This window comes from Microbacterium sp. Y355, from assembly GCF_059445345.1.
Genome location: NZ_JCAIUD010000001.1, coordinates 2,120,232 through 2,138,642 on the forward strand (window position 1 = coordinate 2,120,232; position 18,411 = coordinate 2,138,642).

The 18,411-nt window shown below is 65.7% G+C and carries 10 protein-coding genes; all 10 read right to left on the reverse strand.

All coding sequences use genetic code 11. The features are described from left to right. On the reverse strand, nucleotides 1-1,602 hold the full coding sequence (locus AC1C2O_RS10225) for a serine/threonine-protein kinase (RefSeq protein ID WP_495430322.1): 1,602 nt from the start codon (nucleotides 1,600-1,602) through the stop codon (nucleotides 1-3). Beyond that, nucleotides 1,599-2,771, reverse strand: coding sequence for an FHA domain-containing protein (locus AC1C2O_RS10230; protein WP_495430323.1), 1,173 nt, complete (start codon nucleotides 2,769-2,771; stop codon nucleotides 1,599-1,601). Before AC1C2O_RS10230 ends, AC1C2O_RS10225 begins: the two co-directional genes overlap by 4 nt. Continuing rightward, entirely contained in the window at nucleotides 2,768-3,583 is an 816-nt protein-coding gene (locus tag AC1C2O_RS10235; protein WP_495430324.1) for a PP2C family protein-serine/threonine phosphatase, read from the reverse strand. Before AC1C2O_RS10235 ends, AC1C2O_RS10230 begins: the two co-directional genes overlap by 4 nt. After that, entirely contained in the window at nucleotides 3,580-4,761 is a 1,182-nt protein-coding gene (locus AC1C2O_RS10240) for an RDD family protein (RefSeq protein ID WP_495430325.1), read from the reverse strand. Before AC1C2O_RS10240 ends, AC1C2O_RS10235 begins: the two co-directional genes overlap by 4 nt. Further along, on the reverse strand, nucleotides 4,758-7,154 hold the full coding sequence (locus AC1C2O_RS10245) for a transglutaminase-like domain-containing protein (RefSeq protein WP_495430326.1): 2,397 nt from the start codon (nucleotides 7,152-7,154) through the stop codon (nucleotides 4,758-4,760). The genes AC1C2O_RS10240 and AC1C2O_RS10245 overlap by 4 nt, the downstream gene beginning before the upstream one ends. Beyond that, nucleotides 7,151-8,440 (reverse strand): DUF58 domain-containing protein, encoded by a 1,290-nt coding sequence (locus AC1C2O_RS10250; protein ID WP_495430327.1) that lies wholly within the window; start codon nucleotides 8,438-8,440, stop codon nucleotides 7,151-7,153. Before AC1C2O_RS10250 ends, AC1C2O_RS10245 begins: the two co-directional genes overlap by 4 nt. Nucleotides 8,441-8,454: 14 nt before the next feature. Next, the gene (locus AC1C2O_RS10255) at nucleotides 8,455-9,426 is read right to left on the reverse strand and encodes an AAA family ATPase (RefSeq protein WP_495430328.1); all 972 of its coding nucleotides are present in this window, start codon (nucleotides 9,424-9,426) and stop codon (nucleotides 8,455-8,457) included. Between the two features lie 40 nt (nucleotides 9,427-9,466). Beyond that, nucleotides 9,467-15,583, reverse strand: coding sequence for an Ig-like domain-containing protein (locus AC1C2O_RS10260; protein WP_495430329.1), 6,117 nt, complete (start codon nucleotides 15,581-15,583; stop codon nucleotides 9,467-9,469). A gap of 150 nt (nucleotides 15,584-15,733) precedes the next feature. Next, nucleotides 15,734-16,303, reverse strand: a complete 570-nt coding sequence (locus tag AC1C2O_RS10265) for a DNA-3-methyladenine glycosylase I (protein WP_495430330.1) — start codon at nucleotides 16,301-16,303, stop codon at nucleotides 15,734-15,736. Between the two features lie 40 nt (nucleotides 16,304-16,343). Then, entirely contained in the window at nucleotides 16,344-18,401 is a 2,058-nt protein-coding gene (locus AC1C2O_RS10270; RefSeq protein ID WP_495430331.1) for an acyl-CoA dehydrogenase family protein, read from the reverse strand. Between the last annotated feature and the right edge of the window lie 10 nt (nucleotides 18,402-18,411).

Below are 18,411 nucleotides of genomic sequence, written 5' to 3' on the forward strand. Positions count from 1 at the left end.
TCAGCTCACGCATCCCCGCACCGGTTCGGACGAGCGCCCGTCCGCGCGGATCAGGGAGACGTCGATGCACACCTCTCCTGGCCCCTGCGCGGTGAGCGTCGCCGTCGGCGTCGTCGCGCGTTCGGGGCTGGTCTCTCCGGAAAGGACGATCTGCTCCCAGATGTAGAAGTCGCCCTCTTGCTCGTCTGGATTCGCCCAGGTGAAGGTGACCTGTTCACCGTCACGGGTACCGGTGACATCAGTCGCACCCGGGACAGCAGTCGAGACGACGTCCTGTGGGTCTACGACCTGTTCGGTTTCCTCGGGGTCGGGCTGCGGGGCGTTCAGGCTCGTGGCGATGAGGTTCACGCCGATGATGCCGCCGACGATGACCACCACTGCCGCGGCGATCCCGCCGATGATCCAACCCATGCGCCCCCGAGCAGGTGACGCTTTGACCTCGGCAGGGGCGAGGCCCGGCGCCTGCGGCGTCTCCGGCGCATGCGGCGCCACGATCCGTGGCGGACGCAGCAGGGTGCGGTCATCCGCGGAATCCTGCGATGGCTCGGGAACGACGACCGTGGGCGGCCGCATCACAGTGTCGTCGACCTTTGGCGAGACCGGCGCAGAGTCGAGGCTCGGGGCGAACGGCTGCGTCATCGCGGACGGACGGGTCGCTCCAGCATCCGGGGCGATGCTGACGACTTGACGCACCCTGGTGAGTCCGTCGTCATCATCGTCGATTTGCTCGACGGGATGATCATCGACGATGTCGATAGGTGTGACGGAGTGCGACAGCTCGATCTGAATCTTCTGCAGCGCACGTGCGAAGGCGACAGCACTGGGGTACCGGTCGGCGGGATTCTTTGCCATCGCCCGGTCGAGGACGCGCTGCAGACTTGCCGGCGAATCCGCGCGTTCGAGTGGTACCAAAGGAGCGCGTTCGATGCGCTCGATCAGGTCAGCGCTGGCGTTGCGCTCACCCGGACGTTCGAACGGCGAACGCCCTGCGAGCAGGGTGAACAGGGTGGCGCCGAGGGCCCAGACATCCGACCACACGCCGCTCCGCGGCGGGTCGCCGAACGACTCAGGCGGCGACCACGGAATCGACATCCCCATCGCTTCTGGGAGCGTGGCGGTCGTCGAGGCGATGCCGAAGTCGGTGAGCGCAGGGCGGTTGTACTCGGTGACGAGGATGTTTGCCGGCTTGATATCGCGGTGCAAGACACCGGCACGGTGCGCGGTCTCCACGGCTCCGGCGACCTGGATGCCGACGCGCAGAGCCTCAGCGACCGAGAACGGCTCCTTACGTGCGCGCAACTGCAGGTTCGGTCGAGGGCAGTACTCCATCACGAGGTACGGCCGGCCGTCTCCGGCAACCGCGGCCTGATAGATGGTCACGATCGCCGGGTGCGTCGACAACATCGCCATGACGTTCGCCTCGTCGGCGAACTCCTGCGCGGATCCGCTCGAGATGCGATCGGCCAACAACACCTTGACTGCGACACGCCTCTTCGGCATCTGCTGCTCATACAGGAACACGTCGGCAAAGCCACCAGTGCCCAGCGGCTCCACGTATGTGAAGCCAGGAAGCTCGGGAGGCGGAGAGGGGGGTCTGCTCACAGAAGACCCTCGAACGTGACGACGACACCATCACCGAGGTCGACGGCGTCGCCGCTCAGCACCAAGACCTGCTCACCGGGGTGCAGGCGCATGGGATCGACACCCGGCCGCAGCAGCGTAGAGCCGTTCGTGGTGTGCAGGTCGATCACCACCACCGTGTCACCCTCTGGGCGCACCTCAAGGTGGTTGCGGGAGATGTCCTGCTGGGGGCTGTCCACCGCGATGAGGTGAGGCAGGTTGGCGCCGCTGGCCCTGGTCGATCGCGGCCGCCGGCCGATGATCACCGGGCGGTCAAGAGTTGCGCTCTGCCCTGTGGAGAGCCGGATGCTGCCGACGGACGCCACGGGGATCACGACGGTCGGTGCTTCCGATGATGACGCTGCGGCCGGCTCACGGAGCGCGCGGGCCTCGGCGAGCGAGATGGTTTCACCGTCATGGTCGCCGGTGGTGCCCTTGGGCACGGGACTTCCTGCCGGGATGATGTGGACAGTGTCGCCCCACAACAGATCGAAGTCATCTACCTCTGCGGTGGAATCGACCTGCTCCGGCATCAGCGTGTCTGCAGTGTCTGGGCCCTCGTCCGAGGCAGCAGAAGGTGTCTCCCCTGGCAGCGGCAGGGCGACGGGAACGGGAGGAGCCACCGGCACTTCCAGCTCCACTGTTGCCGGCGACGCTTCTTGTTCCGGCTTCGGCTCTTGCGCCGGCTCTTGCTTCGGCTCTTGTTCCGGCTCCGACGCCACCAGCTCCACGGTCACTGCAGCAGCGAGCACCACACCGCCGACGATCGGGAAGGAGACATCAGCGTCGTCTGCGATTGCGATGTGTATCCGGCTGGCCGAGCGGATCAGACGTTCACTCCAGGTGGTGATTTCTCGTCCGCTGACGCGCATCTCACCCTCGGGTGAGCCGACCGTGACATCGGGCACACCGCGTACGGCGACGCGAACGTCCGCGCCATCCGTGGCGATCGCCACGAAATCCGGGATCCCTGCGAGTGATCCTCCGGAGCCGAGGGTGAGCAGGTCCACCAGCGCGCCGAGTTCATGCGCGTCGCGCATACCGTCCCAGATCTCGGCGACGAACGCCGCGTCTGCTCGCGGAGGCAAAACGATGACGGTGTTTGCCCTGATGAGCGCGTTCCACTGTCCAGGGCGATAGGTGACGTTCATGGGCGCACTCCTCCTGCGGCTTCGCGCGGACGAGTATCCGCGATATCGGGAACATCTGTCTCCACAGGCCGCCCCGGACGGGACGCGACGGAGACGGCGTCGACGATCACGGCCGTCACGTTGTCGCGACCGCCGGCTCTCACAGCTTCGGCCACAAGGACGTTGGCCGCGTTCTGCGGGTCGGCCTCGAGGGAAAGGACGTCGCGGATGTAGTTGTCGGGCAGTTCGGAGCAGAGCCCGTCCGAGCAGACCAAGATTCGGTCGCCGAGGTCTGCGGGGAACATCCAGTAGTCGGCCTCGCCGGTGCTGCCGCCGCCAATCGCCCGGGTGATGATGTTGCGTCGATGATCGGTGGCGGCTTCAGCCGAAGTCAGCTCGCCAGACTCCAACAGCTCCTGAACAACTGAATGATCCACACTGATCTGTTCCAGCTCGCCGTCCGACAGTCGATATGTGCGGGAGTCGCCGATGTTCAGGACGAGCCAATAGCCGGTGCCGTCGACGGAGGCCAGCACGACTCCACTCAATGTGGTGCCTGCGCGTCCGGTGCTGGCGGTGGAGATGTCGTCGACGGCGAGACGCGCACTGCTCACGGCAGCGCGCACATCATCGAGGACGAGTGACTCACGGCCGGAATACCGCTCGAACTCGGCGAGCGCCGCGGCGCTCGCGCGCTCCCCCGCCTCATGTCCGCCCATACCGTCCGCGACGAGGAAGACAGGAGCGCTCGCCAACAGCGAGTCCTCATTCAGAGTGCGGCGACTGCCCACATGCGTGGCCGAGCCGGAGGTCACGATCAGGGATGCACTCATACGTAGCCGCCGATCGTGACGATGCGATCGCCGATCTCGATGGCATCGCCGAGACGGACGCTCACCTGCTCGCCGGGGGGGCATGCGATCCGCTCCCCGTCTCGCACGATCGTCAGTCCGTTGGTGGAGTGACGATCCATCACCCATCCGCCGCTGACGTCCGCACCGGCTTCGAAATGAGTCTTCGACAGCGACAGCGTCTCGTCGCGCACTGACACCACGGTTGCACCTTGCTCTGGAAGGGGATTGCGCCCGAAGAGGGTACGCCCGGACACCGAGACTCGGGTGCCGTCATCCCAGGTGAACACCAGCCGGTGGCCGGGGACGCTGATCCGGGTGTCCTCGATGTCCTCCGGTTCAACGCCGTCTGAGTCGGCAACCGCGGCGAGATCGGGCACGATAGTGAGCTCGCGATCGAGATCGGGCTGTGAAACCGTCACATCGGCGGTCCGCGCAGGCCGCTGCGGCGGGGTGTCCTGCGTCACACCGGGCACGAACGCAATCAGCGCTTCCTCGGCAACCGGTGCAGGCGGCGCGACCGGTGCGACAGGTGCGGAGCTCGGCGTCACAGGAACGGAGCTCGGCGTCACAGGAACGGCCGGCATCTGCGGAACCATCGGCCGCGGGGCCGTCGCGAGTGTGGGCGATCCGGGCTGTGCCGGCGGCAGCGGCGGGCGCGGTGGCACCTGCATCGCCTGGGTTGGAGGAGCTGCGGCGGCCGCGGTGGGCACCGTGTGAGCGTCCAGCATCAGCGATTTCGCGACCTTGTCGTGCCAGCCCTGGAATCGCCCCGAGCCGTCGAACAACGGCGTGAAGTAACCAACGATGATGGATGCTGCGAGGCCGAAGATGATGTTCCGCACCAGGGTCATGCCGAATCCGAGCGGCGCGCCGTCGACCTCGCGGACGAGGCGGATGCCCTGCGCACGCATGCCGATCGACCCGCGGCCGCTCTGCATAAGCGTGTAGACGATGAACCATCCGAGCATTACCACCGAGATCAGCGGGCCGCCGATGGCGAGCACGCCGAGGATCCCATCAAGGCCTGCCGAGATGGCAACCACCGTGAGAATTATGCTGAGCACGATCCCGAGCCCGGCCGCGATCGCGGCGTCGATGATGTATGCCACGGCGCGCCGCGACGTCGGGGCGACCGTGCCGAACGCCAGTTGTGTCATGGGGTCTCGCTCTCGGATACGTCGGAAGTGCTGTTCTTGATCGTGCCAGGTTCTCGTCGAACGCGCGCGGTCGCGGCATCCTTCAGGCCCTGGATACCTGCCGAGAGGTTCGAGCCTCCCAACAGTGAGCGGAGGTTCAGACGTGCCTTGATCCGCTTCCAGAACCCGACCTCGCTGCCGAGGCCGACGACGATCTCGTCGACCTCCTTCCAGAAGGCCTCGACCTCCTCTGTGCTCGGATCGCTCGGGCCGAAGACCTCGGCGTCGGCACGATCGGCGAGCGATGTCGCGGCAGAAACCGCCAGCTTCTCTGCGACGTGAGCGGCCTCCTCACTGCGGGTGGCGCCGGCGGTGAAGCGCGCCCCATAGTCGACCGCCCGGTCGGTGAGCTCGTCCCAGCCGCCGGAGATGCGATCCGCGGTGCGCTCTGCAGCCCGGCGCGACCGGCGACGCGACGCCTTCCACGCGCCGATGATGATGAACGGTGACGCGAGGATCAAAAGGGTACCGAGGGTGACGCCACCGATCGCGAGAATCAGGCCGATAACTCCCGAGAAGTCAGGAACCTCATCCTCGGCCTCGCGGTCATCAGGAAGGGTCGGCGGCAGGTCGGCTGGCTCCTGCGGCGGGGGCGGGGGCTGCAGCACCTGTGGTTTCGGGTCGGCCCGCGGCTTGGTGTTCTGCTCGTTCGGAACCTGGTCGTCTGGCGGTGTTGCATCGAATGGCACCCAGCCGAAGCCGTCGAAGTTCACCTCGACCCACGCATGGATGTCCTCGCCCGTGGCGGCGAAGCTCGCTTTCCCGGCTTGAGCCTCGTCCGGGTAAAAGCCCATGACGACGCGGGCGGGGATGCCGATCTCGCCGGCGAGCAGCGCCATCGCGACGGAGTACTGCTCGTCGTCTCCGATCATCTGGTCGCCGCCTACTAGCGTCGAGATGCGCTCCGAGGTGTGCCCTGCACGCGAGATGACCTCATCCTTCAGGCCATGGCTGAAGAAGCCATCCTTTGACAGGTACGTGGCCAGCGCCCGCACCTGCTCGATGGGCGTCTCCGCCTCGGCAGTGACCTCGCCGGCGAGAGAGGACAGTTCGTCGGGGACCTTGTCCGATTTGGGCATGCGCACGGTGCCGAACGGCGTATCGGCGAGCTGCTCGTCGCTGATCTCGCCCGGGATGATCGCCTGCACCGTGTAACTGTCGCCGGTGAAAAGGCCGCCGGTGGAGACCGCCGTGCCCGAGCCGGTGCTGTAGTAGGTGCTGCGACGCAGCATGTCGGCGTCGTCGCCACTGAAGTCGAACTCGGACACGGAGCCGGCGCTCGGCACCCATACTCCGGAATACTCGTCGATGTCGATCTGCAGCGTCACGGGTGTGCCAACGGCATCCGGCGACATGTTCCCACGAATGGGAGTGAAGGCGCTGGATGTCCCTGGACCGCCATCGACGACGTTGATGACCTGACCGTCGAACTCGTCCATCGCCGCAAGGCGGACGCGCGCGCCGGACGGTAGCCCCTGCACGGTGAACAGCGTCTTGTCGGCGTCGTCGCGGACATGGCCGCGGAAGGACTGCAGAGCGCTCGGGTAGTCGCGCACATTGAAGGGCGGGATAACGACGTCGCGCAGCACGTGGCGCACCTCGTTCGGCGCGGTGATACCGCTGACCGCGGCTCCCGCGCCGGCCGCGACGACGACGACCACTGCTCCGGAGAGCAGCCGGCGCATCCGCATACGGTTCGCGCGGGCCGGGTCGATCTCGCTGACAGAGACGGCGGCGTTCTGCGGTGCCCACATCTGGCGGGCGGCGAGCCAGGCGACGCTCACGACGGCGAAGAGGAGACCCTGCAGGATGGGTGCTGCCGGGTCCGGCGTGCCGAGGGAAATAACGATCGCGAGAGTGATGCCCGCCGGAATCAGTGTCCAGGCTGGATTCGACAGACGCAGTGCGAGCGATGCTGTCAGGACCGCGGCGACCAGCATCAGCAGGAACGGGACGATCAGGTGCCCGTCCGCGGCAGCCACCGGCGCCGAGGTCGTGAGCATCTTTTTCCACGACGTCACCGTGCCCAGCGCAAGCTGCTGCAGCGTGTCGAGGGTCGGGATGAACCCCGCGATGGCTGTGTGCGGCAATGCGAGCGCACTGCCGAAGACGAAATAGACCAGCACCGTGACACCGGCGATGGTCAACACGCCCCAGCGACGCCACACCGCGACAGCTGCGATCGCGAGGCCGAGGATCGCTCCGCCGAGGGCTGCGACGAGGTAGCCGGGGCCACCAAAGCTCGGCCAGAACCCGGCCATGGAGACCACGAGCAGCGCGAAGACGGCGCCAAGGTCGAGCGCCCAGCGGCGCACAGGAAGTACCGGGGTCACGGGGACGGCGGGGGCACTCATGCGAGGACCTTCTGAAGTGCGAGCGGAATTTGGTTGAGGGCGCCAACGCTCACGACATCCGCCTCGCCGATACGGCGCAAAGCCGGCACCTCGACGGAGACGTCGGCGACGATTGCGATCACGCGCGCGCCGAACGGGAGACGCGCGCAGGCCAGCCGCAGGTTCTCGTTCGACACGCGCGAGCCGCACACGAGCACGACGACGCTGGCGAGCGGCATGGTCGCGGAGATCACGCCGCTGAGCTCGGCGATGCTGCCGTCACGGGGCTTGGATTCCTCGAGCGCTGCGAGCGAGTCCAGCAGTTGCTTGCCCGTTCCGGAGCGCAGCTCGCGCCCCTGCACCCGCGCGTCGACGCGCTGCGAGTCGCGGAGAGCGCGCAGGCCAACGGAGCCTGCGACCGAGATGCCAAGTTCGAAATCAGCATCCGTCTGGTAGTCGCCAGTCGAGCGTGACAGGCCGATCACGAAGTGCGAGCGCCGGGTCTCCTCGTACTGGCGGACCATCATCACACCGGTGCGCGCAGTGGAGCGCCAGTGGACGTGACGGAGGTCATCGCCGGGGTGGTATTCGTTCAGCGCATGGAAGGAAACATCATCACGGGAGAGGTCTGCCGCGGGCAGACCTTCGAGGTCGCGCAGGAAGCCCAGTGACTGCCCGTCGAAGATCACGGTCTTCGGATGCACGAACAGGTCTACCGGGTCGTCGCTGCGATGCGCACGCTCGAACAGCCCGAGGGGATCGCCACGGACGACGCTCACTGGCCCGACCTTGACGACGCCGCGACGAAGCGTCGGGATCGCGAAAAGTTCCTCTTCGCTGTCGCCAGGCGCGAGACGACGGATGCCGAACTCGCCACGCCCGTTGCCGACCGGCAGCACGACCCGGGAGGGCAGAATGGCGCGGTCGGTCGGGTTCGCGACGGTGAGCGCACCGACCGCCCGCTCGCCCACGACGACCCGAGTGCGGGCAAGGTCGAGGGAGACGTCATACTCAGTGCGACCTATGACGAAGAGCGCACACAGTCCGATCAGGACGGTGACGACCGTCGCCACGATCGTCAGTTCAATCCAACCCAGATTCGCGCCGACGATCCAGCACACCACCGCCAGCACCATCAATACCCACGCGAGGGGGCGGATGACGCTCGTGATCTTCTGCAGCCGCGCCCAGACGCGCACGCCGACGAGCGCCGCAATGTCGCGCCATCCGGCGTCGCGGGCGGTGTCGGTTGATGCGGGCAGCGTCTCCGCGGGCGGCGTCTCCGCGGGCGGCGTCTCTGCGGTCATCGTCTCCGCGGCCATCAAGCCGCCGTTCGCGCCTGGGGAGCTGCGATGCCGTCGAGCACGCGAGCGATGACCGCGTCGGGCGTCGTACCTGCGAACTCTGCCTCGGCATCGAGCAGCAGTCGGTGCTGCCACACTGGGGCCGCGAGCGTCTTGATGTCATCCGGAAGCACGTAGTGGCGGCCGTGGGCTGCGGCCCAGACTTTGGCCAAGCGGATCATCGCGATCGCGCCGCGCACGGACACTCCCAGGCGCACGCCGCTGTCCTCGCGGGTTGCCTCGGTGAGCTGTGCCACGTAGCGCAGTACCGCAGAGTCGACGTGGGCACTTGCGCCGAGGTCTGCCATGTCGGCGACCGCGCTGGTGGTGATGATCGCCGAGAGTCTCGCGGAGGGGTTGCGATCGGATGCACCGGCGAGGATGCTCTCGGTCACCGCAAGATCTGGGTAGCCGATGGCGGTTTTGATGAGGAAGCGGTCGAGCTGCGCCTCGGGGAGCTTGTAGGTACCGGCCTGTTCGACGGGGTTCTGGGTCGCGATGACGAGGAACGGCCGACCGGCCTCGTGTGTGACGCCGTCGACCGTGACCCGCGATTCTTCCATGACTTCGAGGAGAGCAGACTGCGTCTTGGGTGACGCGCGGTTGATCTCGTCGGCGAGGACGATCGAGGCGAAGATCGGCCCCTTGTGGAACTCGAATTTGTGGTTCTGCTGGTCGTAGATCGTCACGCCGGTGACGTCGGAGGGCAGCAGATCGGGAGTGAATTGGATGCGCGAGCTCGTGCCCTGCACGGTCGCCGCGAGAGCCTTCGCGAGGCTCGTCTTTCCTGTACCGGGGGCATCCTCGAGGAGCACGTGCCCTTCGGCCAGCATGGATGCCAGAACGAGGCTGACGATCTCACGCTTTCCCTGCAGCGCCTTGTCGACGTTGTCGACGAGACGGTGGAACGTGCCCTGGAACCAGGCCGCCTGCTCGGGTGTCATTGTCATTTCGTGTGGTTCTTTCTCGCTGCTATTGCGTTCTCTGGGTTCAGTCCCAGCGCACGCCTTCGGACTTTCCCCAACCGACGATGTCGAGCTGAAGGTTGTACGTACTGTCGTACCCGCCGTGCCAGCACAGGCTCCAGCCCGCAGCCGCCGTGGCGTTGCCGTTCGCCGGGATCACGATCTCGATCGGCCGGCCACTGGTGTTGAAGGTCTCCCCGTCCTCCAGGCAATATGCGTCGTACTTGCCCGGGTTGGGGAAGTTCTCGACGTACAGCCCGAGGTAATAGCACGTATCGGGCGAGCATTCGCCGGAGTCTGCTCCCCGATACGCTCGCGCGACGGTGACCGGGGGAGGTGGTCGCGACCCCGTCGCGCCCTGGGCCAAGGCACTGATGGCGGATTCGTTGCCTTCGGTGTCGATCGCCTTCACCTCGATCGTGAACGTCTGCTCGTAGTCGTTGCCGACGGTTCTGGTGCCGCTGAGGCCGACGTTCTCCCACGCTCCGGAGTTGATCCTGATCTTGACGACCTGGATCGAACGTCCATTCGCCGACCCAGATGCATCCCAGGAGAGGTCGACCGTTTTGGCGTGGCTTGCGGCCGCACCGACCGGAGTATGCGGTGTGCCGTGCGGAATCGCGGAGTTCGAGACACCCGATTCCGCGCCGGTGTAAGCGCCGTCGCCGGTGTTCGATAGGGCGCGCATCTGCAGCGTGTGCGACGCGCCGTTCGTGAGGCCCCCGATGGTGGTGCTCGTCAGGTTCTGCCAGTCACCGCTGCTGTTGAGGCGGTACTGGTAAGTGATCTCGGAGTCCTTGGCACCGTTGCGCTGCTCGGCCGTGAGGACATAATCCGAGGTGATGGTGATCGCGCGATCGCCATCCACGATCGTTGGTGTGACCGGTGCGTCCGGACGGAGGGCACCGCGCCGCTCAGCAGACGGGCTGCTCCACGCACCCCAGCCGGCCTTGTTCTCAGCGTGCACGATATACGAGTATCCGCTCTCGGACGCATCGACGGTGACGGCCTGGGTGGTCTGCCCAGCGGGAACGTCGATCGTACTGATCGTCGTCCCGCCACGCAGCACCTGCAGTTGATAGCGCGAGATCGAGGCACCGTTGTTATACGGCGCGTTCCACGTCACCAACATCTGGGCCTGATCGCCGACCGGCGACAGCTCGGCGCTGGTCGGCGCGTCGGGAGCAGCGGGAGGACCCGCCGGGATCTCTTCAAGGGACCAGGCGCTCCATGAGGATGCTTCAGGCGCCTTGTTGTGCGCGCGGACCTGCACCTGGTAGGCCGTACCGTTCTCGAGGCCATCCCAGGTCAGCGAATTGCCCGTCACGCCCGTCTTCTGGGTAATGCCAGAGGGCGGTGCTGGCGAGATCTGCAGCGTATATGAATCCACGGGCGATCCTGGGGTGGGCGGCGTCGTCCACGTGACTTTGAGCGCCTTGTCGCCGAAGGTCAGCTTCGGCGCGTTTGGCGTGTCAGGTCGGGCATCCGGACGCGCGACCTCGGAGACCGCCGACGGCTCGGAGTCTCCAACACGGTTGGTGGCGACGACGTCGAACGCGTACTCGACGTTGTTGGTCAGCCCATCGAGGGTGCAAGTCGTGGTCTTGCACTCCTTGGAGTAATTGCCGCCCTTTGCGCTCGAGATCGTGTACTTCGTGATCTCTGCGCCGTTGTTCGATGGTGCCGAGAACGACACCACGACCGTGCGATCCTGCACGCTCGTCACCTGCGGACGCCCCGGGGCATCCGGTATGCCCTGAACAGTCACGACGATGCGTCCGTCGACCTGACGGTCGAGGTCCTCCGTCGCGTCCTGGATCGTGTATCGCACCACCAATGTCCCGACGAACTTCGGTCCGGGCGTGATGAGCACTTCGTCGTCACCCAGCGAGACATCTGCCGAGCCCGTCTCGGCCGCCGCGGAGACGAGCTCCAACGGTGTATCCGGGAATGGATTCACGTCATTGGCGAGAACGGGGACCCTGATTTCCTCACCCTGGTCGGCTTCATCGATCGTGTCGGTGTTCGCTGTCGGCAGTGGGCGGTTCGATGCCGTCACATTCACAGTCACGATTCCCTCGATCGGATCGGTCTCGCCGTCCGAAACTTGGATCGTCAGGTTCGCACTGGTGCCCTTGACCGCGTTTTGCGCGGCCTCGACGGACAGCGTCGTGCCGTCGATGCGCGCAGTGAGTCCGTCTCCGGCATCCCCCACGAGCCTGAACGTGTGCCTGCCAGCGTCCTCGGGATCAGGGTCCGAGGTCAGCGACGCCAGGTCAATGGTGGTCGCCGCCTCACCAGGGGCGACATCCATCGCGCTGCGGGTGAAGCTCGGCGGCTGATTGATCGGCGGTAGTACTTCGATCGGGATCGACAGCGTTGATTTGCGGCCGGCGGGGTCATCGGGGCCGGCACCGTCGGTCACCTCGAAGCTGATGGCGTCCGAGCCGAAGTAGCGGTCGGCCGACGTGTAGACGAGGGTACTGCCATCCTTCACGAGTTCCGCGCCGTTCGCGTGCGAGGCGCTGACCTTACCGTGCTCGGTGATGGTGACTGCGCCCCCACCGACCACGCCCACGTACTGGTCGAGAGGCAGCTCCGTCGTCTCACCGCTGTTCACCACGACGGGTTCAGTCCAGATCTGGTACGGGCGCAGTTCTTCGAGCGCCGGGACGAAGATGAAGGCCGAGGTAGACAGTCCGTCGATATCTGTGACGGAGTAGCGGATGAGCTGCATCTGCTCGCCCACCGTCACCTGCACGTTGCCGTCGTTGACCGGTAGAGCATCATCGTCGACTTCGAGCACGAGTGCCTCGGTCGTGCCGTCGGGGTCCTCGTCGTTGGCCAGGATGTCCACGTCGACAGTGAGCTCGCCCTCGACGAGATCACTGGTGCGCACCCGGTCATCACGGGCGATCGGGGCCAGCAGCGGCACATCCTCATCGACGGTGATCTGCACTACGGCATCCGCCGTCGCGCCCTTCGAATCAGTGATCGTGTACCGTAGCGAGGTCTCAGTCGCCTCGTCCGGAGCATCCACGAGTACGCGGTCGCCGGAAACTCGGGCTTTAAGGCCCTCCGGCGCATCGAGGCCGTCTTTCACGAGCGAGACTTTGTCGCCTTCGGGATCGGAGTCGTTGACCAGCACTGGTACGGCCACTTCGCGACCCGGGCGCACCACCACAGAGTCCTTCACCGCATACGGAGCCTGGTTGACGTCCTCTGCCGCGGCGATGCCGACGCGAACCGTCGCGGTCCCCTCCTTGCCGAGACGATCGCGCACTCGATAGGTGAATGTGTCAACACCCGAGGAATCGGCGTAGGCCTCGTAGACCAAGTAGTTCTGCGCGACCTCGGTGACACGGCCCTTGGTGGGGTTCGAGGCGAGGCCGACGAGTTCGATGGAGTCGCCGTCAGAGTCGAGGCCGTCCAGAGGGACAGCAATGTTCGCGACGCCGCCGCTGAGGGCGCGCGCCGTGAGATCGTGCGGTCGCGGGGCGGCGTTCTCTTCACCTACCGGCAGTATCTGGATGGTGATGTACCCACCGACCTTGTTGCCACGGGTGTCTGAGACCTCGTAGGTGGCGTAAACCGTCTTGGCGACGTCGCCGGCATTGAAACGAACGGTGTCCTCGGAGACGAAGATCTCTCCGTCGGCGGGGTCGACGAATGGCTCGATCAGGTCCGGCTCAAGGGTGAGGTCGTCGCCGATCGGGCTGGTGTCGTTATTGAGTACGGGGATGGTGACCACATCGCCGGCGCGTACGACGGCCTGGTCAGGGCCAGCGACCGGCGGGAGGATGGTTTGCGGCGCCGGTATCGGGATGACGACGACCTCACCCTCCGCAGTTTTCGCGCCGTTGGAGATGCGATAGGTCACTCGTACCGACTCATCGAGCGAACCCTGGTCGCCGATGCGCAGCGTCTCGTGGTTGAGGACGGACACCGAGATACCACTGTTGGACTCCACCGAGACGGACTGGACGACGAGGATGCCGCCGGCAGGGTCCGTGTCATTGTTGAGCACCCCGAGCAGCACTTCACCGCCTGCGGGAAGTAGTGCGACGTCACGGACCGCGACGGGCGGCATGTCATCGTCCGTTTCGTCCGAAACGTCGATGCGCACGATACCCTGCACGCCGTTAGGGCCGGCGGCGACTTCATACAGCACGTAGTAGACGCCCACGCTCGGAGCACTGAAGGTAAACGTCTTGTTCGCGTAATCCGGCTCGATCGTCGCGCCTGGCGTTTCATCGCCGTTGACCCTGGTCAGGCGCAGTTGCTCGCGGCCTGAGCTGGAGTCATTCGTCAGTGGGGCGACGGTGACCTGCTCGTTCACACGGGTCATCACGTGGTCGGCGTTGGTTTTCGGCAGCGTCGACCCGGAGGGACGCACATCAAGAATGATCGTGCCGCTGGCCGCCTCGCCGAGCGCATCGGCCACCGTCACAGTGATCTCCTTGCGGCCCTGCATGCTGGCCACTGCGCGGTAGGTGATCTGCCCGTCGGTCGTGAACTCGACCTCATCACCGGGAGCAGCCGAGACGTCCTGCAGATAGAAATCGTCGCCCTCGGGGTCGATCCAGTCCGGCAGTACGTTGTACGACACCGTGCCGCCGGTCTCGATCTCAAGGGTCGTGTTGCGCTGCGGTTTGGGCGCCGTATTGGTGTCCCAATCCTTGACGACGAGACTCACCGTGGCGGAGTCTTCACCGCTCCGGCCATCCTCCACGTCGTAGGTGAAGGATGCCGCACCTTGGGCATCCTCATCGACGCCGATCTGCAACGATCCCCCGTCGTAAATCGGCTGCACCGTACCCACCGATGGCTGCTTGCCGCGGACCGAGGCGACCAGCACGTCACCGTCAGGATCATTGTCGTTGTCGAGCACCGGCAACATGGTGGTCTGCCCGGGGCGCACACCGTACTCATCGTTCTCGGCGACCGGCGGAGTGTTCACGTCGGTACGCACCGGCAGCGTGGTGTCCTGCGTCTGCTCGGTCGTCTCCTCCTGGTCTTCGTCCTTGCCCTCGGGCGGGGTCAGGTCGTTCCAGTTGTCGACCTGCTGCATGCTCTCATCGGCCAGCCAGGCGGTCCCGGCGATGGTGTCGTTGATGATGATGACGTCGCGGTTCACGCGGAACATCAGGTTCGGCACGCCCTCGATGCCGGGAATGTCGGCAGCGACGTCGTTGGGGTCGCCGGGGCACTCGCGCACGAAGCGGTCTGCACCCGCCCACGCACCATAGGTACAGCCGAGCAGCGAAACCGGAGCGGCCGGGACGCCCTGACCGCCAGCCTTGGTGACCGCGGGCTCGCCGCCGTCTAGGGGGATGTCAATCAGTTGCGAGGCGGTCGCGACGGTGACGGTATCCGCGCGCGCAGACGACTGCTGCAGCACGGCCGAATCGGCCTCGGTGATCTCGGTGCGCAACCCGTCAGGAGTCATCACGGCACTGTCGGCTGGCGACAGCACGACCGGGGTTGTGCCGACCACAGTGATGGTCGGGGCGATTGCTGTGTCGATCTTTTCCAAAGGCGCGGTGGTCGGCTCGAGCGGTTGCCCGTCAGGGTCGACCGGAATGGTCACGACCAGGGCGTCGTCGCCAGACACCCCGTACACCGAACCGTCCTGACCGACGGCGATATCGGCGTTCTTGCCAAGGTTGACGATGGGGTCGCTGCCCTGGAACTCGAAGCCCGAAAGGCCACTGACCGGCACAACCCACAAGTCGCCCGAATCGGTATTGAGGATGGCCGCGGTCCGCGCTCCGAGCGCGACCTTGGATGATCCCGGAACATCCGTGCTGTCTTCGAGGGAGACGCGCGCCGGGTCCACTGCGGTCAGGGTCGCATTCGTGCTGTCCTTGACGAGCACGGTGGAGGCATCCTGCATGATGTCGAAGGATTCACCGGTGGTGCGCAAACCGCCGTCGAGCAGCGTCGACTCGTTGTTGAAATGGCCGATCATGAGGGCGGAGGACTTGGTGATCCAGACGCCGCCGTCGTTGAGATCGACCTTCGTGGTGGGGTTGCCCTCATAGACGAAGGCCAGCGTCGCGATGGCCACGACCGCTGCTGTGATCCCGGCCGCGGATGCAATGGTCTTCGGCTTCGCACGCACCCACGACAGCGCCTTCATACCCTGCTCCCCCTGAACGGCCTCTCGGCGGCCGCTTCATCCTCCGATCCGCTTCGCACAGCGAAACGGCACATCGGACAATGGTAACCGCCACGATGCTGAGCATCTATGGGGAGAGATACCCATCATGGGCGGGGCCCACAGGGGAGATCACCCGACCCGCCAACATCCTTCGACGTGATCGTCGACCATCCCAGAGGACTGCATGAGCGCATACATCGTGGTGGCACCGACGAATCGGAAGCCGCGCCCCCGCAGCGCCTTACTCATGGCCGTCGATTCGTCCGTCACCGCCGGCACGTCGTCGAACGAGCGTGGTCGGATGCCACGGACCGGCGCGAACGACCACATCAGCTCGTCCAGCTCCCCCTCCGCCATGCCGAGGACCAGGCGCGCATTGCCGATCGTTGCGAGGATCTTCGCGCGGTTGCGGATGATTCCGCCGTCCTGCATCAGACGTTCGACATCGTCGTCGTCGAAAGCGGCAACGACCTCCGGCTCGAACCCTGCGAACACTTCGCGGAACCGTGGGCGCTTACGCAGGATAGTGATCCAGCTGAGCCCTGCCTGGAATCCCTCCAGCGCCATCTTCTCGAAGAGCGCGCGGTCACCGTGCAGCGGCACGCCCCACTCCTCGTCGTGGTAGCGCTGATATTCGGCATCCGCCCCGGTCCACGCGCAACGTACGACGCCGTCGGAACCGGTAATGAGAGAGGTCATAGGTTCAGCGTAGACAGGGGTGCCGACGCCACGGCTGCGGCTACTTCTTGGCGGCCTTCTTCATGGCCTTCTCCGACAGGGGCGCCTGGCCGGATGCCTCGAGGTCTGCGTAGTATGCGCGGGCCTCGTCCTGACGCTGCTGCTCGATGCCGCTCGCGATGGGTGCGCGCACATGCTCCGGCTCGTAGCCGAAGGCACCGACCAGGTCGAGCGCATGGGGGCGCAGCCGCTGGCACAGCCGGTCGATGTAACTGGACACCGCCGCCGCGCGCTGCGTCGAGAGGCGACCGTTGATGATGTGCCATGCGAGGTGCTTCTCGATCAGCTGCAAACCGAACAGGTCACGGAGCCACGTGAGCACCTGCTTTGTGTCCTCGTCCGGGATGCTGTTGACGGCATCTGTGAATGCCTCCCACTGCAGCAGCTCACCGTGAGCGCGGGCTGCCTCGATGAGGTCGGCTTGATTCTCGTTGAAGAGCTTCTCGCCGAGCACCTTGTCCTTGCCCGAAGGGCGCAGGCGTCCGGCGATGTCGGCCACCATCTGCTGCACGCGATCGGCGAGCAACTCATGCTGTTGCTCGGCGCGCAGACCGTTCTCGACCGACCGGGCCGTCGAACCGAAGTCGGCCACATTCTGACCGAAGCGGCGCAGACCCGCACCATGGAACACCTTGCCTGCGGTCTGGCCGACTGCGTACTTGGCGAGAGCCGCGGCATCCTTGTTCTTGAACTGGTTGGCGAAATCGGTGAGCAGACGCTTGCCGACGAGCTGGAGCAGGATGTTGTTGTCACCCTCGAAGGTGACGTAGATGTCGAGATCCTGACGGAGCCCGACCAGGCGGTTCTCGAACATGTACCCGGCGCCGCCGCACGCCTCGCGGGCCTCCTGCAGAGTGTCGAGGGCGTGCCATGTCGACAGTGGCTTGAGCGCCGCCGCAAGAGTCTCGAGATCTTCACGGTCGTCAGGGGTGTCGGTGCGACCTGAGAAGACACTGTCGAACTTCTGCAGGAACTCGTCGTGGGCGAAGATCTGCGCGTAAGTGGTTGCCAGGCGTGGCAGCAGCCGGCGCTGGTGCTTGCCGTAGTCGAGAAGCACGACCTCCTGCCCGTCTGCACCGTCGAACTGGCGGCGCTGTGTGGCATAGGTGATCGCGATGTGCAGCGCGAGAGCGGATGCCCATGATGCGGCCCCGTCGAGCGACACGCGACCCTGTACCAGGGTGCCAAGCATCGTGAAGAAGCGGCGCCCAGGGCTGTCGATCGAGCTCGTGTACGTACCGTCTGCGGCGACATCACCGTATTTGTTCAGCAGGTTCGTGCGCGGGATGCGCACGTGGTCGAACGAAAGACGGCCGTTGTCGATACCGTTCACGCCGCCCTTCAGCCCGTCATCCTCGCGGTTGATACCGGGAAGATCCACGCCGTCTTCACCACGCAGCGGCACATAGAAGCAGTGCACGCCGTGGCTCACACCGTTGGTGATCAGCTGTGCGAACACGGTGGCTGCGATCCCGTGCAGGGCCGCGTTGCCAAGGTATTCCTTCGTCGCCGCACGGAACGGCGTGTGGATGACGAATTCTTCGGTCTCAGGGTCGAAGGTGGCAGTCGTGCCGGCCGCCGCGACATCCGAGCCGTGCCCGATCTCGGTCATCGCAAACGCGCCGGGGATAGAAAGATCCATGACTCCGGGTAGCCACTTCTTGTGGTGCTCGGCGGTGCCGAGCTGGTGGATCGCCGAGCCGAACAGCCCCCACTGCACACCCGCCTTGATCTGCAGGCTCGGGTCTGCGACGACGAGCTCTTCAAAGCCGGAGATGTTCGCGCCGTTGTTGTCCTCCCCGCCGAATTCCTTCGGGAACGCGCGGTGCACAGTCTTGTTCTCGACGAGAAGATGCAGCTGGCTGAGCACGCGCTCGCGGTGCTCGTCTTTGCCGAGCTCGTCTTTGCGCCAGAAGGCCGAGTCCTTGATCAACTCACGTGACGCGCGGCGTGTGTCGGCCCAGGTGCCGAGGAGAAGATCATTGACGCGCTCGACATCGATGCGGGGAGCGTCGCTAGCGGCGGATGGCGTCGAGGTGTGGACTGCGGCGTCGACCATGGGTGTTCCT